26 protein-coding genes are annotated in these 24,196 nt (G+C 68.7%); 8 read left to right on the top strand and 18 right to left on the bottom strand.

What is annotated here, in order from left to right:
• Window positions 1-65: 65 nt before the first annotated feature.
• Entirely contained in the window at window positions 66-515 is a 450-nt protein-coding gene (locus tag HMPREF1224_RS37260; RefSeq protein ID WP_003082662.1) for a YcgN family cysteine cluster protein, read from the bottom strand.
• A 76-nt stretch (window positions 516-591) separates the two neighbouring features.
• Window positions 592-867: a metal/formaldehyde-sensitive transcriptional repressor gene (locus HMPREF1224_RS37255; RefSeq protein ID WP_003082658.1), complete on the bottom strand. Its 276-nt coding sequence runs from the start codon at window positions 865-867 to the stop codon at window positions 592-594.
• 67 nt (window positions 868-934) lie between these two features.
• Between HMPREF1224_RS37255 and aitP the strand changes: the two genes are divergently transcribed.
• Window positions 935-1,918, top strand: a complete 984-nt coding sequence (gene aitP / locus HMPREF1224_RS37250) for a CDF family iron/cobalt efflux transporter AitP (protein ID WP_010793955.1) — start codon at window positions 935-937, stop codon at window positions 1,916-1,918.
• A gap of 11 nt (window positions 1,919-1,929) precedes the next feature.
• Here aitP and HMPREF1224_RS37245 read toward each other — a convergent pair whose 3' ends face one another.
• From HMPREF1224_RS37245 to rnd, 3 genes are all read right to left on the bottom strand, one after another.
• Window positions 1,930-2,862 (bottom strand): D-2-hydroxyacid dehydrogenase, encoded by a 933-nt coding sequence (locus HMPREF1224_RS37245; protein ID WP_003082652.1) that lies wholly within the window; start codon window positions 2,860-2,862, stop codon window positions 1,930-1,932.
• A gap of 254 nt (window positions 2,863-3,116) precedes the next feature.
• Complete coding sequence (locus HMPREF1224_RS37240) at window positions 3,117-3,410, bottom strand: YcgL domain-containing protein (protein WP_003082651.1); 294 nt, start codon at window positions 3,408-3,410, stop codon at window positions 3,117-3,119.
• Window positions 3,407-4,531 (bottom strand): ribonuclease D, encoded by a 1,125-nt coding sequence (gene rnd, locus HMPREF1224_RS37235; protein WP_003145300.1) that lies wholly within the window; start codon window positions 4,529-4,531, stop codon window positions 3,407-3,409. The genes HMPREF1224_RS37240 and rnd overlap by 4 nt, the downstream gene beginning before the upstream one ends.
• 140 nt (window positions 4,532-4,671) lie before the next feature.
• On the opposite strand from rnd, the gene HMPREF1224_RS37230 reads away from it, so the two are divergent.
• Together HMPREF1224_RS37230 and HMPREF1224_RS37225 are read left to right on the top strand one after the other, a co-directional pair.
• The gene (locus HMPREF1224_RS37230) at window positions 4,672-5,733 is read left to right on the top strand and encodes an SMP-30/gluconolactonase/LRE family protein (RefSeq protein ID WP_003082649.1); all 1,062 of its coding nucleotides are present in this window, start codon (window positions 4,672-4,674) and stop codon (window positions 5,731-5,733) included.
• A 300-nt stretch (window positions 5,734-6,033) separates the two neighbouring features.
• Window positions 6,034-6,888 carry a sulfurtransferase gene (locus HMPREF1224_RS37225; protein ID WP_010793954.1) on the top strand — a complete coding sequence of 285 codons (855 nt, stop codon included), beginning with the start codon at window positions 6,034-6,036 and terminating at the stop codon, window positions 6,886-6,888.
• Window positions 6,889-6,909: 21 nt separating this feature from the next.
• Here the strand turns inward: HMPREF1224_RS37225 and HMPREF1224_RS37220 are convergent, their stop codons facing one another.
• Window positions 6,910-7,749: an alpha/beta hydrolase family protein gene (locus tag HMPREF1224_RS37220; protein ID WP_003116035.1), complete on the bottom strand. Its 840-nt coding sequence runs from the start codon at window positions 7,747-7,749 to the stop codon at window positions 6,910-6,912.
• 111 nt (window positions 7,750-7,860) lie between these two features.
• Here HMPREF1224_RS37220 and HMPREF1224_RS37215 point away from each other — a divergent pair, with 111 nt between their 5' ends.
• The 3 genes from HMPREF1224_RS37215 (at window position 7,861) to HMPREF1224_RS37205 (ending at window position 10,635) form a co-directional block, all read left to right on the top strand.
• Window positions 7,861-8,454, top strand: a complete 594-nt coding sequence (locus HMPREF1224_RS37215; RefSeq protein WP_003082643.1) for a TetR family transcriptional regulator — start codon at window positions 7,861-7,863, stop codon at window positions 8,452-8,454.
• A 221-nt stretch (window positions 8,455-8,675) separates the two neighbouring features.
• Entirely contained in the window at window positions 8,676-9,155 is a 480-nt protein-coding gene (locus tag HMPREF1224_RS37210) for a hypothetical protein (RefSeq protein ID WP_003082640.1), read from the top strand.
• Window positions 9,156-9,360: 205 nt separating this feature from the next.
• Window positions 9,361-10,635 (top strand): outer membrane protein transport protein, encoded by a 1,275-nt coding sequence (locus HMPREF1224_RS37205; RefSeq protein ID WP_003082638.1) that lies wholly within the window; start codon window positions 9,361-9,363, stop codon window positions 10,633-10,635.
• Window positions 10,636-10,693: 58 nt separating this feature from the next.
• On the opposite strand, the gene HMPREF1224_RS37200 is transcribed toward HMPREF1224_RS37205, so the two are convergent.
• From HMPREF1224_RS37200 to HMPREF1224_RS37190, 3 genes are all read right to left on the bottom strand, one after another.
• Window positions 10,694-11,248, bottom strand: a complete 555-nt coding sequence (locus HMPREF1224_RS37200; protein WP_003082631.1) for a glutathione peroxidase — start codon at window positions 11,246-11,248, stop codon at window positions 10,694-10,696.
• A gap of 164 nt (window positions 11,249-11,412) precedes the next feature.
• Window positions 11,413-12,612 (bottom strand): MFS transporter, encoded by a 1,200-nt coding sequence (locus HMPREF1224_RS37195; protein WP_003449467.1) that lies wholly within the window; start codon window positions 12,610-12,612, stop codon window positions 11,413-11,415.
• Window positions 12,613-12,685: 73 nt separating this feature from the next.
• Window positions 12,686-13,135: a MarR family winged helix-turn-helix transcriptional regulator gene (locus tag HMPREF1224_RS37190; RefSeq protein WP_010895547.1), complete on the bottom strand. Its 450-nt coding sequence runs from the start codon at window positions 13,133-13,135 to the stop codon at window positions 12,686-12,688.
• Between the two features lie 131 nt (window positions 13,136-13,266).
• Between HMPREF1224_RS37190 and HMPREF1224_RS37185 the strand changes: the two genes are divergently transcribed.
• Window positions 13,267-15,087 carry an acyl-CoA dehydrogenase C-terminal domain-containing protein gene (locus HMPREF1224_RS37185; protein WP_003109278.1) on the top strand — a complete coding sequence of 607 codons (1,821 nt, stop codon included), beginning with the start codon at window positions 13,267-13,269 and terminating at the stop codon, window positions 15,085-15,087.
• Window positions 15,088-15,117: 30 nt separating this feature from the next.
• Here HMPREF1224_RS37185 and HMPREF1224_RS37180 read toward each other — a convergent pair whose 3' ends face one another.
• Window positions 15,118-15,678 (bottom strand): TetR/AcrR family transcriptional regulator, encoded by a 561-nt coding sequence (locus HMPREF1224_RS37180; protein WP_003109279.1) that lies wholly within the window; start codon window positions 15,676-15,678, stop codon window positions 15,118-15,120.
• A gap of 118 nt (window positions 15,679-15,796) precedes the next feature.
• Between HMPREF1224_RS37180 and HMPREF1224_RS37175 the strand changes: the two genes are divergently transcribed.
• A complete protein-coding gene (locus HMPREF1224_RS37175; RefSeq protein ID WP_010793953.1) occupies window positions 15,797-17,302 on the top strand; it encodes an MFS transporter in 1,506 nt (501 codons plus the stop codon).
• Here the strand turns inward: HMPREF1224_RS37175 and HMPREF1224_RS37170 are convergent.
• The 8 genes from HMPREF1224_RS37170 to bluB are packed head-to-tail and all read right to left on the bottom strand — an operon-like array spanning window position 17,265 to window position 24,196.
• Window positions 17,265-18,002: an adenosylcobinamide-GDP ribazoletransferase gene (locus HMPREF1224_RS37170; RefSeq protein WP_010793952.1), complete on the bottom strand. Its 738-nt coding sequence runs from the start codon at window positions 18,000-18,002 to the stop codon at window positions 17,265-17,267. The two genes, HMPREF1224_RS37175 and HMPREF1224_RS37170, sit on opposite strands and share 38 nt — an antisense overlap.
• A gap of 2 nt (window positions 18,003-18,004) precedes the next feature.
• Window positions 18,005-18,589: an alpha-ribazole phosphatase family protein gene (cobC, locus tag HMPREF1224_RS37165; RefSeq protein WP_003120508.1), complete on the bottom strand. Its 585-nt coding sequence runs from the start codon at window positions 18,587-18,589 to the stop codon at window positions 18,005-18,007.
• Window positions 18,586-19,641: a nicotinate-nucleotide--dimethylbenzimidazole phosphoribosyltransferase gene (cobT, locus tag HMPREF1224_RS37160; RefSeq protein ID WP_010793951.1), complete on the bottom strand. Its 1,056-nt coding sequence runs from the start codon at window positions 19,639-19,641 to the stop codon at window positions 18,586-18,588. Before cobT ends, cobC begins: the two co-directional genes overlap by 4 nt.
• Entirely contained in the window at window positions 19,638-20,159 is a 522-nt protein-coding gene (gene cobU / locus HMPREF1224_RS37155; protein ID WP_003123096.1) for a bifunctional adenosylcobinamide kinase/adenosylcobinamide-phosphate guanylyltransferase, read from the bottom strand. The genes cobT and cobU overlap by 4 nt, the downstream gene beginning before the upstream one ends.
• Window positions 20,152-21,624 carry a cobyric acid synthase gene (locus tag HMPREF1224_RS37150; RefSeq protein WP_003112353.1) on the bottom strand — a complete coding sequence of 491 codons (1,473 nt, stop codon included), beginning with the start codon at window positions 21,622-21,624 and terminating at the stop codon, window positions 20,152-20,154. Before HMPREF1224_RS37150 ends, cobU begins: the two co-directional genes overlap by 8 nt.
• The gene (cobD, locus tag HMPREF1224_RS37145; RefSeq protein ID WP_003133501.1) at window positions 21,617-22,612 is read right to left on the bottom strand and encodes a threonine-phosphate decarboxylase CobD; all 996 of its coding nucleotides are present in this window, start codon (window positions 22,610-22,612) and stop codon (window positions 21,617-21,619) included. The genes HMPREF1224_RS37150 and cobD overlap by 8 nt, the downstream gene beginning before the upstream one ends.
• Window positions 22,605-23,543: an adenosylcobinamide-phosphate synthase CbiB gene (gene cbiB, locus HMPREF1224_RS37140; RefSeq protein ID WP_003159856.1), complete on the bottom strand. Its 939-nt coding sequence runs from the start codon at window positions 23,541-23,543 to the stop codon at window positions 22,605-22,607. The genes cobD and cbiB overlap by 8 nt, the downstream gene beginning before the upstream one ends.
• Window positions 23,540-24,196 carry a 5,6-dimethylbenzimidazole synthase gene (gene bluB / locus HMPREF1224_RS37135; protein ID WP_003082592.1) on the bottom strand — a complete coding sequence of 219 codons (657 nt, stop codon included), beginning with the start codon at window positions 24,194-24,196 and terminating at the stop codon, window positions 23,540-23,542. The genes cbiB and bluB overlap by 4 nt, the downstream gene beginning before the upstream one ends.

Raw genomic sequence — 24,196 nt, 5'->3', positions numbered from 1 at the left:
CTTGCAAATATGCGAATGATAATACATATCATTTCACAAGGTAAGGAAGTGCGACGGACGCGAGCTCAGCCGGCGCGGAAGATCAGGTAGTCCTCCCAGTCGTCCTCGGCCACCTGGGTCTCGCTGAGCATGCGCCCGGACTGGGAAATGCGTTCCTTGTGGACCCGCTCCGGGTCGCCGCAGACCAGGTGGTGCCAGAGCGGCAGGTCCTTGCCTTCGGCAACCAGGCGATAGCCGCAGGTCGGCGGCAACCACTGGAACTCGTCGGCCTGCGCCGGGGTGAGCTGGATACAGTCGGGGACGAAACGGATGCGCTCGGCGTAGTTGGTGCAGCGGCAGCTTTGCAGGTCGAGCAGCTTGCAGGCGATACGCGTGTAGTAGACGCTGCCGTCGTCCTCGTCCTCGAGCTTCTGCAGGCAGCACAGGCCGCAACCGTCGCACAGCGACTCCCACTCGTCCTGGTCGAGTTGGGCGAGGGTCTTGCGTTTCCAGAAGGGTTCGACTTTGGCGGCCATGGCATCGGGGGCTGGTGAAAAGGCGCGATAGTCTAGTCCCCCGCCCCCTCCAGGCCAAGCACCGGCCGGCACATGGCTACTTCAGGTAGGAACGCAGCGCGGTCACCACCAGTTCCAGGTCTTCGCGACGCTGCTCCGCGCTCGCCTGCTCGGCGCCGAGGTGTTCGCGGATGTGCCCCTCCAGCACTTCGTTCATCAGGCCGTTCACCGCACCGCGGATCGCCGCGATCTGTTGCAGCACCGCCGCGCATTCGCTGCCCTCTTCCAGCGCCTGCTCCAGCGCCCGGGTCTGCCCGGCGATGCGGCGCACCCGCGCCAGGAGCTTCTTCTTCCCATGGATGGTATGGGCCACCGCTCTCTCCTCAAGGTAATATACTGGGGTATAGTATATTTTCGACGTCTCGACAGGACAGTAGCAAATGCCCGGCACCCCGACTACCCAGCCCCTGCGCCATTCCCATCGGTTCGACCAGGGCAACCCGCTGGCCGAGCGCAACACGCGCTGGGCGGTATTGCTCACCGCCTGCATGATGGTCGCGGAAATCGCCGGCGGCTGGCTGTTCAACTCCATGGCCCTGCTCGCCGACGGCTGGCACATGAGCTCCCATGCCCTGGCCCTGGGTCTTGCGGTACTCGCCTACGGCGCCGCGCGGCGCTATGCCAACGACCCGCGCTTCAGCTTCGGTACGTGGAAGATCGAGGTGCTCGGCAGCTACACCAGCGCCCTGCTGCTTCTGCTGGTGGCCGGGCTGATGCTCTACCAATCGGTCGACCGCCTGCTCGACCCCAGCCCGATCCACTACCAGCAGGCGATGCTGGTCGCCGCGCTCGGCCTGCTGGTCAATCTCGCCTGCGCCTGGCTGCTGCGCGACGGCCATGCCCACCACGGGCACGGCCACTCGCACCACCACCACCACCACCACCACCACCACCACCACCACCACCACGACCATCATGCCCACCGGCACGATCTGAATCTGCGCGCCGCCTACCTGCACGTGCTGGCGGATGCCGCCACCTCGCTGCTGGCGATCGTCGCGCTGGCCGGCGGCCTGCTGTGGAACGCGGCCTGGCTGGACCCGCTGATGGGTATCGTCGGCGCGGTACTGGTCAGTGTCTGGGCATGCGGCCTGATCCGGCAGAGCAGCCGGGTATTGCTGGATGCGCAGATGGACGCGCCGGTGGCTGCGGAAATCCGCGCGGCGATCGCCAGCAGCCCGCTGCCGGCGGAACTGCTCGACCTGCACCTGTGGCAGGTCGGCCAGGGCAAGTACGCCTGCCTGCTGAGTCTGCTGACCACCGAGGAAGGCAGCGCCGACTATTTCAAGCGCCGCCTGGCCGAGCATGAGGAACTGGTGCACATCACCGTCGAGGTGAACCCGCTGCTCCCGCTCGCCGCCTGAGGGAACGCGGCTCAGTAGCCGCGAGCGAAGTCCACCTCGCCGCGCATGGCGGTACCCGCCCAGAAGCGCGCGAGGTTGTCGCGGAACAGTTCGACCATCGCCCCCGGCAGGGTCGGCGCGGCGGTGTGCCCGGTCAGCAAGAGGCGCGGGGTATGCCAGAACAGGTGGTTGGCCGGCAGCGGCTCTTCGCGGCAGACGTCGATCACCGCGCCGGCCAGTTGGTTGTTCTCCAGTGCCGCCACCAGGTCGGCGTCCACCACCGCGACACCACGCCCGGCATTGATAAACAGCGCCGTGGGCTTGAGCCGGGCGAACAGCGCACGGTCGTAGATGTCGTGGGTATCGGGGGTGTCGGGCAGCAGGTTGATCAGGTAGTCGGCCGTCTCCACCAGGCGACCGAGGTCGTCGAGCGACCCCATGCGGTTGAACGGCACCAGCGAACGCGGATTCTTCGCCACCCCGGTCAGGTCCATGCCGAAGCCGGACAGGGTATGCGCCACCGCCTGGCCGATCTCCCCGGTGCCCACGATCACCACCTGCCGGCCACGCAACCCGCCAGGCGTGCGGCTATCCCATTGCGAACCGACCTGGCTGGCCAGGCGACCGAGGAACTGGCGCTCGTGGGCGAGCATATAGGTCAGCAGGTATTCGCTCATCACCTGGCCGAAGATGCCTACCGCGCGTGTCAGGCTGTAGTCCTTCGGCAGGTCGGCGGCCAGCAGCGGCGTGATGCCCGCCCAGGTCGACTGCACCCAGACCGGATGCACGCCCTGGCGCAGCATCTGCGCCACCAGGTCGGGCTGGCCGAGCCAGATCGAGCACTCGCTGGCGGCGTCGATGAGTTGCAGGGGATCGTCCCCCGCCACCACCTTCAGGCTGGGGTCGGCCGCCATCAGCAGCGCGGCATAGAGAGCGTGGTCACGTTCGAGAATCAGCAAGCGCATGGGTCACACTGCCAAGCCGGACAAGGGCTGGCGATCAGGCCGGAGAATATTGTTCTTTCATGCATCACGGCTCCTGGAGGGAAGCCCTCGAGAGCAGCAGGTTTGGCGCTGGTAGACCACGGTCGCTGCCAGGGGTTCCGCTATCGTGCGACATCTTGCGGACATCATGCACCGAAGGCGCAGCCTTGCACAGAGCGGGTTTCACGTCGTGAAAGTGGCGCCGGGAAGCCGGCGCCAGCGGGGTACGGCTCGCGTCAGAGCGGGTCGTTCATGCGCAGCAACTCTTCCGGGAGATGCTCGATGTACTCTTCTTCGCCCGGCGGCATCTGCAAGTGGAAGCCCTGCTTCTCGATGTTCTCCAGGACCTTGGCGACATCCTCGCGGGCCAGTTGGCGCTCGGGGGTGAGCAGCAGGTCGAAGACATGTTGCGGCGCGCCGAACGGCACCAGCAGGGCCTCGGGTACGCGGCTCAACGCCTCGCGCTTGTCGACGTAGAGGTACATCTCGTTCTTGCGCGGGCTCTTGTAGACGGAACAGATTCGTTTCATGCGCTCTCCAGGGCGTCCAGCAGGGCCTGGCCCATGCGTTCGCGGCGCCAGCCGCGGAGGGAATCGGGCAGTTCGTAGGGACCGTCGGGATAGCCGCTCTTGAGCAGTGCCTCGAGGATCTTCTTGCGCAGCATCAGCTCAGGCGCCATGCCCAGGGTCTCCGCTTCGCGCTGGCCGATGGCGCGCAGGCTCTTGAGCAGCGGGGTGACCTCCGGCGGCAGCGGCTCGGGCAGCGCCTCGGGCCATTCGCTCTGCGGCAGGCGCGAAGCCTGGGCGATCAGTTCGATGAGGAAGTCGCCGTCCTGGCGCACGGTGCGCGGATGCATGTCTTCGATCGCCGCCAGGTCGGTCTTGTTCTTCGGCAGCAGGCGCGCCAGCGGCCACAGGGTACGTTCGCGCAGCACGTGGTTGCGCGGCCGGTTGCGCAGGCGTGCCTGCTCCTCGCGCCAGGCGCAGAGTTCGCGGAGCACCGCCAGTTGCTGCGGACGCAGCCGCCAACCCAGCTTGACCTCGCGGTAGGCCTCGCGCGGATCACTCTCGCGGCAGAGGTTGGCGACCAGTTCGGCGCCGTCCTCCAGCAGCCAGGCGCGTTTCTCCTCGCTCAGCCGCGCATCCAGGGCCAGGTAGACCTGGGCGAGGTGCTGGACGTCGTCGGCGGCGTAGCGCATCTGCATCTCGGTGAGCGGCCGTTGCAACCAGTCGGAACGGGTCTCGTCCTTGGGCAGGTCGATGTCCAGCACCTCCTTCACCAGCTTCGAGTAGCCCATCGAATGGGCCATGCCGAGATAGGCGGCGGCCAACTGCGTATCGAACAGCGGCACCGGCAGGCTGCCGGTGAGGCGCAGGAACACCTCGAGGTCTTCGCTGCAGGCATGCAGCACCTTCACCACCCGCTCGTCTTCGAGCAGCTCGGCGAAGGGGCTCCAGTCCTGGATCAGCAGCGGATCGATCAGCCACTCCTGCCGGCCATCGCCCACCTGCACCAGACCGGCCGCGGGATAGAAGGTATCGACGCGCATGAACTCGGTATCGAGCGCGAGGTACGGCTGTGTGCGCCATTCCCGGCATTGCTGCGCCAGGCTGGCATCATCGCGGATCCACTGGATTTCGGGCGCGGTCACGAACATCTCCTTGGTCAAGTGCGGCGCATTATATAGAGCCTGGCGCCATGCGAGCATTCCGCTCGGCACCGCGCTTGCCGATGAGCGTAGCGAATGTCCATACTCCGCCCTTTGTCCGACAATCCGAACAAGGGAACTGCATGAAGAAGCTCAGCGGAATAATCGTCCTCCTGCTGGCTGGCGCGGCTCTTTACCTGGCCCTGAAGACCAGCCCGATCGACCCGCTCGCCTGGGATGCTCCGGCCGCTCCGCAGATGACCGGGGTCCTCGAACCCAACGACACCCTGATGAAGGCCGAGCTGCTTGGCCAGGGCCAGTTGCACGGCCCCGAAGACACCGCCGTGGACAGCCAGGGCCGCGTCTATGCCGGTCTCGCCGACGGCCGCGTGGTACGCCTGGACGCCAGCGGCAAGGTCGAGACCTTCGTCGACACCGGCGGCCGCCCGCTGGGCATGGACTTCGATGCCGCCGGCAACCTGATCCTCGCCGACGCCTGGAAAGGCCTGCTGCGCATCGATCCGCAGGGCAAGGTGGAAACCCTCGCCACCGAGGCCGACGGTGTCCCCTTCGCCTTCACCGACGACCTCGACATCGCCAGCGACGGCCGCATCTACTTCAGCGACGCTTCCAGCAAGTTCCACCAGCCCGACTACATCCTCGACCTGCTCGAGGCCCGACCGCACGGCCGCCTGCTGCGCTACGACCCGTCCACCGGCAAGACCGAGGTGCTGCTCAAGGACCTGTACTTCGCCAATGGCGTGGCACTCTCGGCAAACGAGGACTTCGTACTGGTCAACGAGACCTACCGCTATCGCATCACCCGCTACTGGCTGAAAGGCGAGAAGGCTGGCCAGCACGAGGTGTTCATCGACAACCTGCCGGGCTTGCCGGACAACCTCCAGGGCGACCGCAAGGGTACCTTCTGGGTGGCCCTGCCGACCCCGCGCAAGGCCGACGCCGACTTCCTCCACCGGCATCCCTGGCTGAAGGCGCAGCTGGCCAAGCTGCCGCGCATGTTCCTGCCCAAGCCGACCGCCTACGGGCTGGTCATCGCCATCGACGAACAGGGCAGGATCGTCCGCAGCCTGCACGACACCAGCGGCCACCACCTGCGCATGATCACCTCGGCGAAGCCGGTGGGCGACCAGCTCTACTTCGGCAGCCTGGAAAACGACCGGATCGGCCGCCTGGCGATCCCCTGAAAAGGCCGAGGCGAAAAAAAGCCCGGCGCAAGCGTCGGGCCAAGCCAATCGGACAAGCGTCCCGAGGGATAGAACACAGGAGCGGGTATCTCGGAACGAGCCGATTCTGCATGTCTGGACAAATCCCCCGCTGCCGGGCGAGGCTGATGACCGAGTAGGAATCTTCCTCGCCTGGAGCCAGCCCTTTCCTTTCGCCATTTCTCCACCTCGCCGCGCGACGCCGGGATGACGCGACGCGGTCCAAGGGGCATGATCCACCCATTCGCCACCGGCTTTGCTTCCCGACCCAAGGAGTCCGCGATGTCGTCCGCCCAACTGCTGACCGCGCAACAACTGGCCGCCCGCCTCAGCGAACCCGACCTGCTGGTCCTCGACTGCCGTTTCGCCCTCGAAGACCCGTCCTACGGTGCCCGCGTCTATCAGGAGAACCACATTCCCGGCGCGCATTTCGCCGACCTCGAACGGGATCTTTCCGCTCCCGTGCGCAAGGGCGTGACCGGTCGCCATCCGCTGCCGGATCCCGCCGAGCTAGCGCTCAAGCTACAAGCCTGGGGCCTGCGCCAGGATAGCCAGGTGGTGCTCTACGACGACGGCCCCGGCGCATTCGCCGCCCGCGCCTGGTGGCTGTTGCATTGGCTGGGCAAGCGCGATGGGGTCTACCTCCTCGATGGTGGCCTGGCGGCCTGGAAGGCTGCGGGGCTGGCACTGACCAATGGCGAAAGCAGTCTTCGACCCGGCGATTTCCAGGGCCAGCCCGATGCCTCGCTGTTGATCGACGCCGCCACCCTCCAGGCCCAACTGGGCCAACCCGGACTGGCGCTGCTCGATGCTCGCGCGCAGCCGCGCTTCCGTGGCGAAGTCGAGCCCATAGATCCGGTCGCCGGACACATTCCCGGTGCCCAGTGCGCCGCCTTCACCGACAACCTTGGCAGCGACGGCCGCTTCCTTCCGCCGGAACAATTGCACCTGCGGTTCTCCGCCCTGTTGCGCGGTCGCCCGGTGGACGAGCTGGTCGCCTACTGCGGCTCCGGCGTCACCGCCTGCCACAACCTGTTCGCCCTGAGCCTCGCCGGCTTCCCGCTTCCGCGCCTCTACGCCGGCTCGTGGAGCGAGTGGATCACCGACCCGCGCCGCCCGGTCGCCACCGGCGACTGACGCCATACGCTCGGACGCGGCTTACGCCGCGTCGGGCAGCTTCCTGAAGTAGTCGAGCAACTCCTTCTGCAACGCCTCGTTGCGGAACAGCCCGAAATGCCCGACCGCCCCCTCGGCCCGTCCCTTGCGACGCAACTCCAGGTGCGCCGCGGCATAGACCTGGTGAAGCTTTTCCGCCGCAGCCCACGGCACGTAGTCGTCGTCCTCGAACAGGAAGCTGGCGACGGGGATGTCCAGCGCCTCGTAACCCTGCCGCTGCAATCCGAAGCGCGGTGCCAGGAGGTAGTCCGGCTGCCGCACCCAGCGCGCCCAGTCGCGCATGAAATGACTCGGCATATCCAGGCTGCCGAGGCCGAAGAAACGACTGGGAAAGCGTCGGAGCAGTCCGGTCAGTAGCGGCACCGCCACGCAGAACAGGCCGAACATCTGCCAGCGTTGCCTGCCTCGCCAGCGCCTCCAGTACGGAAACGAACCGGCGACGAACGCGGCGCCGCTCAATCCGCTGGCCTGACCAGCCAGACCGAGCAACTGCGCGCCGATGCTGTGGCCGACGAAATAGCGCGGTAGCTCCGGCGCGCGCGCTCGGCACCAGGCCAGCGCCGCATCGATGTCCTCGCGTCCCCAGTCGGCCAGGCGATAGCTAGCCACGGCAGGGTCGTCGCCTTCGCTGCCGCGGTAGCTGAACAACAGCACCTCATAGCCGGAAGCCGCGGCCAGGACGGCGAAGCGCTGGTAGAAGGCGCGCCTGACGCCGAGCGCGCAGGCCACCACGATGCTCCCCTGCGCATCGCCGACGGCCGGGAAGTGGTCGCCGGCCAGGCGCACACCGTCACGGCAGGCGATCTCCACTGCGGTACTCATTCGCTCCCTCCTTTGCCGTGCGGGTTCGAGCAGCCGGGACGGACGCAATGCTCGACGGATCGCCAGGCGTGCTAGCATGAACATACCGACGGTATGTAAGAAGGCAGCAGTATGAATGTCAAGAGCAGGCAGCAGGAAAATGCCGAGGCGACCCGTGAGGCGCTGCTGGAAAGCGCCCTCTCCGCCTTCATCGAACATGGCTATGGCGGCGTCTCCATCGACGCCATCGCCCGCGAGGCGCGCGTGACCAAGGGCGCGTTCTACCACCACTTCGGCAGCAAGCAGGAACTGCTCGCCGAATGCTACGAACGCCAGGTACGGACGATCGCCGAGGACCTGGACAGGGTGCCGGCGCATGTCGACAAGTGGGCGGAGGCCGCCGCACTGGCCGAGGCCTTCATCGACAGCGTGATGGCGCGCGGCAAGCGGCAACTGTCGCTGCAGGAGGTGATCACGGTCGTCGGCTGGGAGCGATGGAAACGCATCGACTCGCGCCACACGCTGCGCTACGTCGGGCGCCTGGTGGACGAACTGGCGGCCAGTGGCGAACTCAAGGACTACCGCCGGGAAACCCTGGTCGGCCAGCTCTACGGCTTCCTTACCCAGGCCGCGATGAGTCTTCGCGATGCACGCAACAAGCGGCAAGCGGCCAATGAAGTGAAAGCCATCATCCGCGACTTCCTCTACAGCCTGCGCAGGGGCTGAGAATGCCGCCCAGCACAAGCGAAGCAAGGACGCGCCGGTTTAATTTCCAGCGGGCATATCAGCTGTTCTCTAAAGCTGGAAACAATTTAAAAACAGTCCTTTACAGCTGACTTGTTTCACTACACTTCAAATCAAGCGGCTAAGTCCGCTATCGGCGGGGCCATCGGAATAGAAGCTGCCAAACTGCCCGGCCCCGCCGATCCACCTTGCGCGAGGCCGTCATGGGTATTTCCGCCAACGATCTTTGCCAGCACGTGATACGCCCGACCCTGGACTACCTGTCCTGCCACAGCCCCGCCGCCGAAGCGCTGCTGCTGGGCGCGGCGGCCTGCCAGTCGGCGCTGGGGAGCGCCCTCGACGACCGCCGTGGCCACGGCCTGTACCGGATCGCCAGCGAACGCCACCAGCAGCTCTGGGACCAGTACCTGGCGCTGGACCCGGAGCGCGCCAGCCGGGTCCGCGGCCTGGCCAGCCAGCATGCCTTCCTCGCCGCGCCGCACCTGGAACTGACGGTGAACCTGCGCTACAGCACGGCCATCGCCTGGTCGCTGGTGGAAGCCGCGCGACTGCCACTGCCCGACCAGCACGACCACCTCGCCCAGGCTCGCGTGTGGCGCCAGGTATTCCAGCCGCACGGTCGCCTGCACGAGTTCATCGACGCCTGGCAACGCTGCATCGGCAGCCTCAGCCAGGTCGCCTGACGGCGAATGGAAAAATCCCGCGTCCGAAACAGACCAACCGGTCAGAAAATTTTTTACATACAGACACGAACGGTTGCGCTACCTTCGCTTCACTGGCACCGGAGCCAACCGCTCTGTTCCGCACCCTGCGGAACTTCGGAACACTGGCGCCGGTCTGGGAATCTTGGTAGTTTGCGCGCCGTTATACACAGGAGTTGCTCCAACAATGAAAACAATATGGTTTAAAACCTCTCTCGCACTGACCATTAGCGCTGTCTCCACCTACACCCTCGCCAACGGCATCGCCATCAACGAACAGAGCGCCAGCGGCGCCGGCACCGCCTACGCCGGCCGCGCCTCGTCCGCGCTCGATGCCAGCACCATCTACGGCAACCCGGCCGGCCTGTCCAAGCTGAAACGCACCGAAGTCAGCGGCGGTCTGGCCATCGTCAAGGCCAAGGACGACATCAGCCAGGCCCACAGCACCGCCCAGGGCAGCAACAAGGGCGACTCGGTACCGCTGGCCGCCGTACCGTTCGGCTACTTCTCCACGCCGATCAACGAAGATTTCACTTTCGGCCTGGGCATCTACGTGCCCTACGGCATCATCAACGATTACGAAAACGGCTTCATGGGCAGCTCCCACGGCTCCTATAGCAAGGTGCAGGTGATCACCGTGCAGCCGACCATCGCCTGGAAGATCAACGACAAGGTTTCCGTCGGCTTCGGTCCGACCTTCAACCGCATCGACGGCCAGTTGAAGAACACCCTGGCCACCAATGGCCTGCTCGGCAGCAACGGCGATACCAAGATCAACATCAAGGGCGACGACACCGCCATCGGCTACAACGTCGGCGTGATGGTCGACCTGACCGACGACACCACCTGGGGCCTGACCTACCACTCCAAGGTCAAGTACCACCTGGGCGGCAACACCGAAGTGAAGAACGCTCCGGGTGCCCTGGGCCTGAACGGCAAGTACGATGCCAAGCTGGACATCACCCTGCCGGAATCGGTGGATACCTCCATCACCCACAAGTTCGACGACAAGTGGACGGGCTACCTGGGCGCCGTCTGGACCCGCTGGAGCCGCCTGGAGAAGATCGAGGTGCGCAACAGCGGCGTACCGGCGCTCGGCCAGGCCCTGGGCTTCAACACCATCGGCGAAGACCTGAACTGGCGCGACACCTGGTCCTTCTCGGTAGGTACCTCCTACCAGGCCACCCCGGAGTGGGTGCTGCGCACCGGCTTTGCCTACGAGCCGTCGCCGACCTCCAACGAGGACCGCAACGTGCGCATCCCGGTGGGCGACCGCAAGGTCTTCACCGTCGGTGCCGGCTGGTCGCCGAACCAGGACCTGACCGTCGACGTGGCCTACGCCTACCTGTGGGAAACCACCGCCGGCGTCAACCAGGAAGGCAGCGCCCTGCAGCCGGCCTACAGCGCCAAGTACGACAACAGCGCGCATGGCCTGACCGCCCAGGTCACCTATCGCTTCTGATCGCACGCGCCAACGAAGAAGCCGGGCATTGCCCGGCTTTTTCATGCCTGGCCGACCCTCAGGGCTGGCTGGCGATGGCCTTCTCGATGGCGGCCTGGAGCTGCGGATCGTCCGGGGTGGTCTTGCTGGAGAACTGCGCGACCACCCTGCCCTGGCGATCCACCACGTACTTGTAGAAATTCCAGCGCGGCGCCTGGCCGCTCTGCTCGGCCAACTGGCGGAACAGCGGGATCGCCTCGTCGCCGCGCACGTGCTGCGGCTGGGTCATGGCGAAGGTCACGCCGTAGTTGCCATAGCAGATCTTCGCGGTCTCGGCGGTATCCGCGGCTTCCTGCTTGAAGTCGTCGGAAGGTACCCCGAGCACTTCCAGGCCCTGCCCCTTGTAACGCTGGTAGAGCGCCTCGAGCCCCTTGAACTGCGGGGTGAAGCCACAGTGGCTGGCAGTGTTGACCACCACCAGCGGCTTGCCGGCGTAACGCTGGCAAAGATCGATGCTTTCCTTGGAACGCAGCTTGGTCAACTGGCCCTGCAGCAGTTCCGGGCAATCGGCGGCCCAGCCGCTCAGCGGCAGCCCGGCGAGCGCCAGGACGGACAACAGCACGCGAGGTTTCATGGAATGGCTCCTTGGCGACGAATGTCCCAGCTTACCCTTCCCCGCGCCTATCGCCACCTATCAGCATGCGCCCATGCCCAGTTCCAGCAGCGCCAGTCCGCCACGCTGCCAGCCCCACCAGGCGAGTCCCAGCAGCGCCCCGGCGGCGAGCAGCCAGGCCAGCTTCACGCCGCGCCTCCGGCCACCTGCAGGCGCGCCACCGGACGCTCGCGCACCGGCCAGTTGAGCAGCGCCGCGAGCAGGCTTAGCAGGATCGACAACTGCCAGACCAGGTCGTAGCTGCCGGTGCGGTCGTAGACCACCCCGCCCAGCCAGCCGCCGAGGAAGGCGCCCAACTGGTGGAAGAGGAACACGATGCCGCCGAGCATCGACAGGTTGCGCACGCCGAACAGGGTCGCCACGGTGCCGTTGGTCAGGGGCACCGTGGACAGCCACAGCAGCCCCATGGCCACGCCGAAGGCGTAGGCGCTGTAGACGCTCAGCGGCAGCCAGAGAAACAGCACGATCACTACCCCGCGCACCAGGTACAGCGCGGTCAGCAGGCGCGGCTTCGACCAGCGCCCGCCGAGCCAGCCGGCGATGTAGGTGCCGAACACGTTGAACAGCCCGACCAGCGCCAGCACCGTGGTGCCGACCTGCGCCGGCAGGTGCTGGTCGACCAGGTAGGCCGGCAGGTGTACGCCGATGAACACCACCTGGAAGCCGCAGACGAAGAAGCCCAGCGCCAGCAGCCAGAACCCGGAATGCGCGCAGGCCTCGCGCAGCGCTTCGCCGAGGCTCTGTTCGTGGCCCTGCGGCGGCAACGGGCGATCCTTCATCAGCCCGGCCAGCGGCACGATCAGCGCCACCAGCAGGCCCAGGGCGAGCAGGGCCGAGGACCAGCCCAGCCAGCCGATCAGGCCGAGGGTACCGGGCAGCATGGCGAACTGGCCGAAGGAGCCGGCCGCGCTGGAGATACCCATCGCCATGCTGCGCTGCTCCGCCGGCACTGCGCGGCCGACGGCGCCGAGGATCACCGAGAACGAGGTGCCGGAAAGGCCCAGGCCGATCAGCAGGCCGGCGCTCAGCGACAGCCCGGTGGCCGACTGCGAGAGTCCCATCAGGACCAGGCCGAGGGCGTACAGCAGGCCCCCCACCAGCACCGCCCGCGCCGCGCCGTAGCGGTCGGCGAGCGCCCCGGTGAACGGCTGGGCCAGGCCCCAGACCAGGTTCTGCAAGGCGATGGCGAAGGCGAAGACTTCGCGGCCCCAGCCGAAGTCGGCGCTCATCGGCGCGAGGAACAGGCCGAAGCCATGTCGCACGCCGAGGGACAGGGCGAGGATCAGGGCTCCGGACAGCAGGATCCAGAAGGCGGCACGCGGCATGGGTCGCTCCATCTACGGGTATATACCCGCTTTATCGTGAACGAAGCGCCTCGGCGAGAGGCTTCGTCGGTTGTCAGTCCAGTCGCTCCAGTTCCGCCAGCAACGCCGCCAAGGCGCCGCTGCGCTCCTCGCCAAGGCGCCCGGCGAGACGCCGCTGCGCGTCTTCCCAGGCCGGCGTTCCGCGCTCCAGGGCATCCAGCCCGGCAGGTGTCAGCTCGACCAGGCGGTTGCGCTGGTCCTCGCCACCGGTCAGGCGCAGCAGGCCGTCGCCTTCCAGCACCCGCAGGTTGCGACCGAGGGTGCTGCGGTCGAGTCCCATGGCTTCGGCGAGTTCGGAAATGCTCGGCCGGTCCAGGCGCCGCAAATGCCGCAGCAGGGAAAACTGCGCCACCTTGAGGCCGGTATCGGCCAGCGCCTCGTCGTAGAAGCGGGAAACGCTGCGGGCGGCGCGACGCAGTTTGGTACAGAGGCATTGGGTCGGTAGCATGGATGCGTGTATATACCCGTACCTCTCGTCGGTCAAGCGGATTGTCCGAACTGCCAACGCCGTCTGTTGCCCCTGCCAAGGCCGGACACCGGGCGCTGGCCTATAACTCGCGCTGTCAGCGGCGACCGGGAGCACCCGGCGCCCGTCCATCCATCGCCGAGGTAGCCATGCCCGTTTACAAAGCCCCGCTGCGCGACACGCGCTTCCTGCTCAACGAAGTCTTCGATTTCCCCGAGCATTACCGCAACCTGGTCAACGGCGCCGAAGCCACGCCGGACATGGTCGATGCGATCCTCGGCGAATGCGCGAAGCTCTGCGAGGAAGTGATCGCCCCGCTCTACCACAGCGGCGACGAGGAAGGCTGCCACCTGGAGAACGGCGAAGTGCGGACGCCGAAGGGCTACAAGGAGGCCTACGAGGCCTACGTCGCCGGCGGCTGGCAGGGCCTCTCGCACCCGGTGGAGTACGGCGGCCAGGGCCTGCCGATGAGCCTCGGCGCGCTCAAGCAGGAGATGATGGGCACCGCCAACTGGCCGTTCTCCATGTATCCCGGCCTCTCCCTCGGCGCGATGAACACCCTGATGCAGCACGGCACCGAGGAACAGAAGCAGACCTACCTGGTTCCGCTCACCGAGGGCCGCTGGGGCGGCACCATGTGCCTCACCGAGCCGCAGTGCGGCACCGATCTCGGCCAGGTGAAGACCCGCGCCGAGGCCAACCCCGACGGTAGCTACGCCATCAGCGGGACGAAGATATTCATCTCTTCCGGCGAACACGACCTCACCGAGAACATCGTCCACATCGTCCTCGCCCGCCTGCCGGACGCACCGAAGGGCACCCGCGGCATTTCCCTGTTCATCGTGCCCAAGTTCCTTCCCGGCGAAGGCGGCGCGCTCGGCCCGCGCAACGGCGTGAGTTGCGGCGCGCTGGAGAAGAAGATGGGGATCAAGGCCTCGGCCACCTGCGTGATGAACTTCGACGGCGCCACCGGCTTCCTCATCGGGCCGCCGAACAAGGGCCTGGAATGCATGTTCACCTTCATGAACAGCGCCCGCATCGGCACCGCCATCCAGGGCGTGGCCACCGCCGAGCTGGCCTACCAGGGCGCCCTCGCCTATGCCCGCGAACGCCGCTCCATGCGCGCGCTCTCCGGGACCAAGGAACCCGACCAGGTCGCCGACAGCCTGATGCACCACGGTGACGTGCGGCGCATGCTGCTGACCCAGAAAGCCATCGCCGAAGGCGGCCGGGCGCTGGTCTACCTGGCCACCCAGTACGCCGACCGGATGATCCAGGGCATCCTCAGCAACGACGACGCCGAATACGAACGCTGGGACGACAAGCTCGGCTTCCTCACGCCGATCCTCAAGGGCTGCCTGACCGAACTCGGCCTGGAAAGCGCCAACCTCGGCATGCAGGTGTTCGGCGGCCACGGCTATATCCGCGAACACGGCATGGAGCAGATCGTCCGCGACGCGCGGATCGCCACCCTCTACGAAGGAACCACCGGCATCCAGGCCCTCGACCTGCTCGGCCGCAAGGTCCTGCTGATGACCCAGGGCAAGGCCGTGCGCGACTTCACCAGGGGCGTGGCCCGGTTCGCCGTCGACCTGCTGAAGAACGAGCCGCGCATGCGCGGCCGCGCCCTGGTGCTGCTCAAGCTCTGCGCCCAATGGAACCTGCTGACCCTGCGCATTGCCCTCACCGCGCGCAAGCAACGCGATCTGGTGAGTACCGCCAGCCACGACTACCTGATGTTCTCCGGCTACGCCACGCTGGCCTATTCCTGGGCCCTCCAGGAAGCCGCTGCGCGCCGGCGACTGCGCCAGGGCGGCAGCGAGTCGGCGGACTTCTACAAGGCCAAGATCGCCACCAGCGAGTTCTACTTCGCCCGCCTGCTTCCGCGCGCCAAGGGCCACGCGGCGGCGATGGCGAAGCCGACCGGTTCGATCATGGACCTGAAGAGCGAGCACTTCGCCTTCGACTGAGGCGACCACCCGCAGCGCGCCAGCGGAGCCTCAGTCTCCGCTGGCGCCAGCCGCCGTCAGCAACAACGCACGGACGTCGTCGAGCATCGAGTCCCACTCGTCCTGGCCAATGTCCATCAGGCGGAAGTAGCGCAACATGAAGGCGCCCTCCACCGCCAGGAACGCCAGGCGCGCACGGCGCCCCTCGGGTGCGGACAGGTCCAGGCCTTCCAACCGGCTGCGATACCACTGGTTGCTGCCCTCCAGGTGCTCGGGCGTCTGGATCAGCGCCGCCATCAGCGCCGCCGCCTTGCTGCTGGACAACTCGTCCGAACGCTGGGTCGCCTCGGCATGCGCGCGAACCCGCGTCAGCGGCGTCGGCTGCTTCCCCGCCACCGCTTCGAACAGGCTGTCGTAGGCCTTGCCCCAGCGCTCGAAGATCGCGTCGATCAGCGCGTCCTTGGTACCGAAGCAGTACTGCACGCCGCCCTTGGTGATGCCCATTTCCTTCGCCACCGCATCGATGGTCAGGCCGGCCGCGCCCTCGCGGGCGATCACCGCCTCGGCGGCATCGAGCAACTGGTCGCGGTCGATCGTTCGTCGGCGTCCCATGGCTACCTCTTGAGTTTAAATCCATACGTATGTATTTATATTTTCACGCGTCCGCCCGTGGCGCGCAATTCCCGTTATCCACGGCGAGCGAAGAACCGTTCGCCACAGAGGTTATCCCATGTTCCGGCAGAACCGCTGGCTGGTCCTGGCCATCGTCTCCAGCGCCCTGTTCCTCATCATCATCGACATGACCGTGCTCTACACGGCCCTGCCGCGCCTGACCCACGACCTCGGTGCGACGGCCGCGGAGAAGCTCTGGATCGTCAACGCCTATCCGCTGGTGGTCGCCGGCCTGTTGCCCGGCGCCGGCTTGCTCAGCGACCGCCTTGGCCACAAGCGGCTGTTCCTCGCCGGCCTGCCGCTGTTCGGCCTGGCCTCGCTGTGCGCCGCCTTCGCCCCCAGCGCCGCGGCGCTGATCGCCGCCCGCGCCGGGTTGGCGGTGGGCGCGGCACTGATGATGCCGGCGACCCTGTCGATCGTCCGCCATGTCTTCCAGGACGAACGCGAACGCGCCCTGGCCATCGGCATCTGGGCCTCCGTCGCCTCTGCCGGCGCGGCGCTGGGGCCGGTGGTCGGCGGCGTGCTGCTGGAGTTCTTCTGGTGGGGCTCGGTGTTCCTCATCAACGTCCCGGTGGTGGCCATCGCCCTGTTGCTGGCGCTGCCGGCCATCCCGGCCTGCGGCGGCCAGTCACGGCGACCATGGGACGCCCTCGGCTCGCTGCAGGTGATGTTCGGCCTGGTCGGGGTGGTCTATGCGATCAAGGAACTCAGCGCGCGCGCCCCGGACTTCGGGCTGGCCGTCCTGGCCGCGCTCGGCGGCATGCTCTGCCTGTACCTGTTCGTCCGCCGCCAGCGCCGCGCCCGCGAGCCGATGATCGACTTCGCGCTGTTCCGCAACCGGCGCTTCGCCCGCGGCGTCGCGGTGGCCCTGGTGGCGACCATGGCGCTGGTCGGCATGGAACTGGTGTTCAGCCAGCACCTGCAACTGGTGCAGGGCCTGACGCCGCTGAAGGCCGGCCTGTTCGTCCTGCCGATCCCGCTGGCCTCGCTGGTGGTCGGGCCGCTGGCCGGTTGGCTGGTGCCGCGCTGGGGCGAGAACCGGGTGATGTGCGCCTCCCTGCTGCTCGGCAGCGCCGGATTGCTCGGCCTGGCCCTGTCCTACCAGGCCGCCACCGGAGCGCAACTGGCCAGCCTGGTGCTGCTCGGCGTCGGCTTCGGCGGCGCGATGACCGCCGCCTCCACCGCGGTGATGCTCAACGTGGACGAACAGAGTTCCGGAATGGCGGCCGCCATCGAGGACGTGTCCTACGAACTGGGCGGGGTGATCGGCGTGACCCTGCTCGGCAGCCTGATGAGTTTCGTCTACGGGATGTCGCTGAGGCTGCCCTCGGCCGAGCTGCCGGCGCGGGTCCGCGACAGCCTCGACGACGCCCTGTTGGTCGCCGAGGGCCTGGCGCCGGAGGTCGCGTCGCGGCTCGTCGAGCTTGCCCGGCAGGCTTTCGACCAGGCCTTCGTCGCCGTGCTGCTGGCCGCCGCCGCGCTGCTCTTCCTCAGCGCCATGGCGGTCCTGCGCCAGCCGCGTCCGGCTACAGAGCCAGCGCCACCAGCACCGCACACTCGGTAAGTTCGACCAGCGCGCCGGCGGTGTCCCCGGTGGTGCCGCCGAGGCGCGCGAGGAAACGGCTGCGCAGCCAGGCGAAGAGCATCAGCGTCACCAGCAACGCCAGCAGGCCGGCCAGGCCGAACGCCAGGGCCAGGCCGAAACTCACCCCCAGCACCCACGGCAGGCTGCGCGCCGGCAGGTGCTCGGCGATGGCCTGGCCGAGGCCGCCGGGGCGCGCGTATGGCGTGGTCAGGAACAGCAGCGGCAGGCTGCTGCGCGCCAGCCACGGGGCCAGCGGCAACAACCCGGCCTCGCCCTGGCCGAGCAGCGCCGCCAGGGAGGAGAACTTCAACAACAGGACCAGTACCAGGACCACCACCGCCACCGGGCCGCTGCGCGGGTCCTTCATGATCGCCAGGGTCCGCTCGCGGTCGCCCAGCCCGCCGACCCAGGCGTCCGCCATGTCGGCCAGGCCGTCCAGGTGCAGCGCGCCGCTCAGCGCCACCCACAGGCTCAGCAGCAAGGCTGCCTGCAACAGCGGCGGCGTACCATCGAGCGACAGAGCCGCGGCGTACAGCACGACGCCGATCAGCACCCCGACCAGTGGATAGCAGAGCACCGCGCGGCCGAACTGTTCCGGCGTCGGCATCGCCGACAGGCGCACCGGCAGGCGGGTGAGGAACTGCAAGGCGACCAGCAGTGAGCGCAAGGCTTCGCGCATGGCTATTCCCCTTCCCGGCATTCGTGCCAGCGATCGTCGCCCTCTCCGGCGCGCAGGCCGAACAGTGCGCCATGACCGACGTCCACCTGCAGCAAGCGCTCGCGCGGCAAGCCACGGGCGCAAGCGAGCAACAGGCGTATGACGCCGCCATGGGTCACCAGCAGCACACGACGGCCGGCGTGACGCTGGCGCAGGCGTCGCTGGGCGGCCAGCACCCGCGCCTCGAACTCGGACAGCGGCTCGCCGCCCGGCGGGGTAAAGGCGTAGGGATCGGCCCAGAAGCGGCCGAGCGCCTCGCTGTGGCCGTCCATCAGGGCGGCCGCCGAGCGCCCCTCCCAAGCGCCGAAATGCAGTTCGCGCAGATCGTTTTCCAGTTCCAGCTCGATCCCCTGGCGCTGCGCCAGTTCCTCGGCGAAGGCGCGGCAACGTTGCAATGGCGAGCTGACCAGCAGGTCCCAGCGTCCGCCTTCCACCGCCGTGCGCATCTGCGCCCAGCCACGCGCGGTCAAGGCGTCGTCGAGGCTGCCGCGGAAACCGCCGCCGGACTCGGTTTCGCCATGCCGCAGGAGGTCCAGGCGCAGGCTCATGCCGGGCGGTCCGAGACCGCCGCTTCGGCGAAGGTCGCCATCCCCGCGTGCAGCACGCAGGCCTGGCGCAGCAGCGGCACCGCCAGCGCCGCGCCGCTGCCCTCGCCCAGGCGCAGGCCGAGGTCGAGCAGCGGTTGCGCCGCCAGGGCTTCGAGCACATGGCGATGGCCCGGCTCGGCACCGCTGTGGGCGAACAGCAGCCAGTCGCGGCAGGCCGGGTTCAGGCGCACCGCGCAGAGCGCCGCGACGCTGCAGATGTAGCCGTCGACCAGGGCGACCATGCCTTTCTGCGCGCAGGCCAGGTAGGCGCCGGCCAGCGCGGCGATCTCCAGGCCACCGAGACGGCGGAGGGTTTCGAAGGGGTCGGCGCGATGGGCGCCGTGCAGGGCCAGGGCACGCTCGATCACCGCGGCCTTGTGCGCCACGCCGCTGGCGTCCAGCCCGGTTCCCGGCCCGACCAGCGCGCTCGCCGGCGCATCCAGCAGCGCGCAGGCCATGGCCGCCGCCGCGGTGGTATTGCCGATGCCCATCTCGCCGCCGATGAACAGCTGGCTGCCGGCCTGCTCGGCGCGGCGCACGCTTTCGCGCCCGGCCTCAAGCGCCAGCAGGCACTGTTCGGCGCCCATCGCCGGGGCCTCGACGAAGTTCGCGGTGCCCGCCGCCAGGCGCAGGTGACGCACGCCGGGCAAGGCTTCCAGGGGGAACGCGGTGCCCAGGTCGACCACCTCCAGGCCGGCGCCGAGTTCGCGCGCCAGCACGCTGATCGCCGCGCCGCCGCGGACGAAGTTGCGCAGCATCTCGCCGGTGACCGCCTGCGGATAGGCCGAGATGCCCTCGGCGACTACCCCGTGGTCGCCGGCGAAGACCGTCACCCAGATCCTCTCCAGGCTCGGTCGTTCGCGCCCCTGCAACGCCGCCAGGTCGATCGCCACTTGCTCCAGGCGGCCCAGCGAGCCGCGCGGCTTGGTCAACCGGTCCTGGCGTTCGGCCGCGCGCCGGCGCATCTGCGGGTCCGCCTCGCGGCAGGTGTCGCGCCACCATTGCAGACTCATAGCGGTTCTCCTTTCAACGGCATGGGCAGGCCGGCGACGGTGAAGGTCACCCGTTCGCAGCGTTCGACGATGGCCTGGTGCAGCCAGCCGGCCTCGTCGACGTAGCGCCGGCTGAGTTCGCCCAGCGGCACCACGCCGAGCCCGGTTTCGTTGCTGACCAGGATGATCCGTCCCGGCAGCTCGCCGAGACATTCCAGCAGCGCCTCGCGCTCGCCGTCGAGACGCTGGGGATCGTCGCAGAGCAGCAGGTTGGTCAGCCACAGGGTCAGGCAGTCGACCAGCAGGCAGCGTCCGGCCTCGGCCTCGCTGCGCAGCGTCGCCGCCAGCGCCAGAGGCTCCTCCAGGGTTCGCCAGTGGGCCGGGCGGCGCGCGCGGTGCTCGGCGATGCGCCGGCCCATTTCGCCGTCGCCGGCCTGGGCGGTGGCGATGTAGCTCACCGCCAGCCCGCTCTCGGCGGCCAGGCGCTCGGCCAGGCGGCTCTTGCCGGAACGGGCGCCGCCAAGGATCAGGTCACGCATGGGGTTCTCCGCAGAGGGCGAGCAATCGCCCGGTATCCAGGTGGCGCTCGACCAGGTCGGCGAGCCGCTCGATGTCGCGTTCGCGCAAGGCCTGGTAGTCCACCGCCTGGACCTCGCGCAGGCCGGCCCAGCGCAGCAGCGCCGAACAGGCCGCGGTGGATTCGAACAGGCCGTGCAGGTAGGTGCCCATGACGTTCCCGTCGACGCTGCGGGCACCATCCGCGCGGCCATCGTCGAGCACCACCGCCGGCCGCGCCAGGGCCTCGCCACGGGTGACCCCGGCATGGATCTCGTAGCCCGACAGCGGCGCATCCTCCAGGCTCAGGCGGCCCTGTACGTTGCGCAATTGCTTGTCCGCCTCAAGGGTCGTTTCCAACGCCAGCAGGCCGAGGCCAGCGCTGCTGCCGGCCGCGCCTTCCAGGCCGAGCGGATCGTGCAGGCGCTCGCCGAGCATCTGCAGGCCGCCGCAGATCCCCAGCAGGCGACCGCCGTAGCGCAGGTGACGGAGGATCGCCTCGTCCCAGCCACGCTCGCGCAGCGCCGCGAGGTCGGCGCGCACGCTCTTCGAGCCGGGCAGGACGATCAGGTCCGCCGACGGCAGCGCCTGGCCGGGGCCGACGAAGCTCAACTCGACCTGGGGGTGCAGGCGCAGCGGATCGAAATCGGTGTGGTTGCTGATCCTCGGCAGCACCGGCACCACCACCTTCAGGCGCGGCCCGACCTTGGCCGCCTGGCGCGTGTCGATGGCGTCCTCCGCCTCCAGGTGCAGGTCGCTGACATAGGGCAGCACGCCGAGCACCGGCTTGCCGGTGCGCGCCTCCAGCCAGTCGAGGCCGGGTTGCAGCAGGGCGATGTCGCCGCGGAAGCGATTGATGACGAAGCCCTTGACCCGCTCCCGCTCCGAGTCGGAGAGCAGTTCCAGGGTGCCGACCAGGTGGGCGAAGACCCCGCCGCGGTCGATATCGGCGACCAGGATCACCGGGCAATCCACCGCTTCGGCGAAGCCCATGTTGGCGATGTCGTTGGCGCGCAGGTTGATCTCCGCCGGCGAGCCGGCGCCCTCCACCATCACCACCCGGTAGGCGGCGGCGAGCCGCCCATGGGAAGCCAGCACCGCTTCCATCGCCACGCGCTTGTAGTCGTGGTAGGCGGCGGCGTCCATGCTGGTCACCGCGCGGCCATGGATGATCACCTGGGCGCCGATGTCGGTGTTCGGCTTGAGCAGCACCGGGTTCATGTCGGTGTGCGGCGCCAGCCGGCAGGCCTGGGCCTGGACCGCCTGGGCGCGGCCGATCTCGCCGCCGTCGGCGGTGACCGCGCTGTTCAGCGCCATGTTCTGCGGCTTGAACGGCACCACCGCGACGCCGCGCCGGGCCAGCCAGCGGCACAGCGCGGTCACCAGGGTGCTCTTGCCGGCGTCCGAGGTGGTGCCCTGGACCATCAGGGTCCGCCCGCGATCACTCATGAGCAGGCTCCTTGAAGCCGAGCAGCGCGGCATCGAGCCGGGCCCAGGCGGCCTCGTCGGCGGGCAGGCCGAGGCGCAGGCTGGCCGGCTGCTCGAATTGGCGGGTGAGGATGCCGCGCCGCGCCAGGTAGTCGTGCAACGCCGCGCAGCGTGGATCGACCAGGCGCTGGAACAGCGCGCTGCCGCCCGCCGGCGGCCAGCCGTGGCGGCGCAGCAGTTCCTCCAGGCGCTGGCTGGCGGCCAGCAGGCGCTCGCGCTGCTGGCGCTGTTGCTGGCGGTCGCGCAAGGCACTCTGGGCCACATGGCGCACCGGGCCATTGACCGTCCACGGGCCGAGCTGCTCGGCCAGCGCCTGCAACAGCGGCCGTTCGCCGAGGGCGAAGCCGAGCCGCGCGCCGGCCAGGCCGAAGAACTTGCCGAACGAGCGCAGCACGATCAATCCGGGCCGGTTGCTGCAGGCCGCCAGGCTCGACTGCGGGGTGCAGTCCATGAACGCCTCGTCGACCAGCAGCCAGCCGCCGCGACGTTGCAGGCGGGCATGCCAGGCCAGCAGCTCGGCGGGCTCGAAGACCCGCCCGGTGGGGTTGTTCGGGTTGACCACCAGCAGCACGTCGAGGCTGTCGAGATAGGGCTCGACCTCGGCCTCGCCGATCTCCCGCACCAGGTGCCCGGCCTGGCGCCAGGCGTGGGCGTGCTCGGCGTAGCACGGCGACAGGACGCCGACCCGCCCGCCCCGCCGCAACCTTGGCAGGGCCTGGATCGCCGCCTGGCTGCCGGCCAGCGGCAATACCCGTTCGGCGCCGTAGTAGAGGCAGGCGGCGGCTTCCAGGCCGTCGTCGCTCTCCGGCAGGCGGGTCCAGGCCTGCTCGGGGATCGCCGGCAGCGGAAACGGCCAGGGCGCGATGCCGGTGGACAGGTCCAGCCAGTCCGCCAGCGGAATGTCGTAGCGGCGCGCCGCCTCGCGCAACCGCCCTCCGTGTTCAAGCATGCAGCCACCCCATGGCCCAGAGTCCGGCCAGCACCAGCAGCCAGAGCAGCACGCCCTGGCGCACCAGCGCCAGGGCCCGATAGATGTCGCGGCCCTGCGGCTGCGGGCCGCTGCCGAGGAGCGGCCGCTGGTGCAGCTCGCCGTGGTAGATCGCCGCGCCGCCCAGGGAAACCCCCAGCGCACCGGCGCCGGCGGCCATCACCGGGCCGGCGTTGGGGCTGTCCCATTGCGGCGCCTGCTCGCGCCAGCAGCGCAGGGCCTGGCGGGTGTCGCCGAGCAGCGCGTAGGTCAGCGCCACCAGCCGCGCCGGCAGGTAGTTGAGGATGTCGTCGATCTTCGCCGCGGCCCAGCCGAAGCGCTCGAAGCGCGCGTTGCGGTAGCCCCACATCGCGTCCAGGGTATTGCTCAGGCGATACAGCACCACCCCCGGCGCGCCGGCCACGGCGAACCAGAACAGGGCGGCGTAGACCGCGTCGCTGCCGTTCTCCAGTACCGATTCGGTGGCCGCGCGGGCGACCCCGGCCTGGTCCAGTTCGCGGGTATCGCGGCTGACCAGGTAGCCGACACGTCGCCGCGCCTCGTCCAGGTCGCCGGCGCGCAAGGCCAGCGCCACCGGTTCGGCGTGCTCGCCGAGGCTGCGCAGGCCGAGCGCGGCGTACAGCGCCAGGGCCTGGACCAGCCAGCCGAGGTAGGGAAGTTCAGCGAGCGCCCAGGCCAGCAGGGTCAGCGGCAGTACCGCGAGGACCCAGGCGGTCACCCCGTGGCTGCGCCAGCCGACCCCGGGATCACCCTCGCCGGCCAGGCGCGAGCGGTTGAAACGGCGCTCCAGGCGATCGGCCAGGCGGCCGAAGGCGACCAGCGGGTGCCAGCCCTGCGGCTCGCCGAAGCGCGCATCCAGCGCCACGCCGAGGATACCCAGCAGTGCGCTCATGCTCGCTCGCCCCAACGGTTCTGGTAGACCAGCTCGGCCAGCGGACGCGGTTCGCTCCAACCCTCCAGCGCCAGCATCGGCGCCGGGTAGAACTCCGCCACCGGGCCCAGGCAGAGCACCGCCACCGCCTCGCTGCCGGGCGGCAGGCCGAGCAACTCGCCCAGCGCGGCCGGATCGAACAACGATACCCAGCCCATCCCCAGGCCCTCGGCGCGACTGGCCAGCCAGAGGTTCTGGATCGCGCAGGCGAGCGACGCCAGGTCCATCTGCGGCAGGGTCCGGCGACCGAACACATGGCGTTCGCGGTCGTCCATCAGGGCGGCGACCAGCAGTTCGGCGCAATCCAGCACGCCCTCGACCTTGAGCCGCATGAACTCGTCGGAGCGCTCGCCGAGGGCTTCGGCGGTACGTCCGCGTTCCTCCTCGACCAGCCCGTGGATGGCCCGGCGCAACGCCGGCTCGGTGATACGGATGAAGCGCCAGGGTTGCATCAGGCCGACGCTGGGCGCCTGGTGCGCGGCCTCCAGCAGCCGCGCGAGCAGCTCCGGCGCCACGCTGCCGCCGCTGAAGTGGCGCATGTCGCGGCGCTCGGCGATGGCCCGGTAGACGGCGGCGCGTTCCGTGGCGCTGAAGGCGTGAGAAGAATCGGACAT

Source organism: Pseudomonas sp. P179 (genome assembly GCF_000478485.2).
GTDB classification, from domain to species: domain Bacteria; phylum Pseudomonadota; class Gammaproteobacteria; order Pseudomonadales; family Pseudomonadaceae; genus Pseudomonas; species Pseudomonas aeruginosa.
Note: the sequence above shows the minus strand (reverse complement) of the source record. Positions and strands in the feature narration are given on the sequence as shown.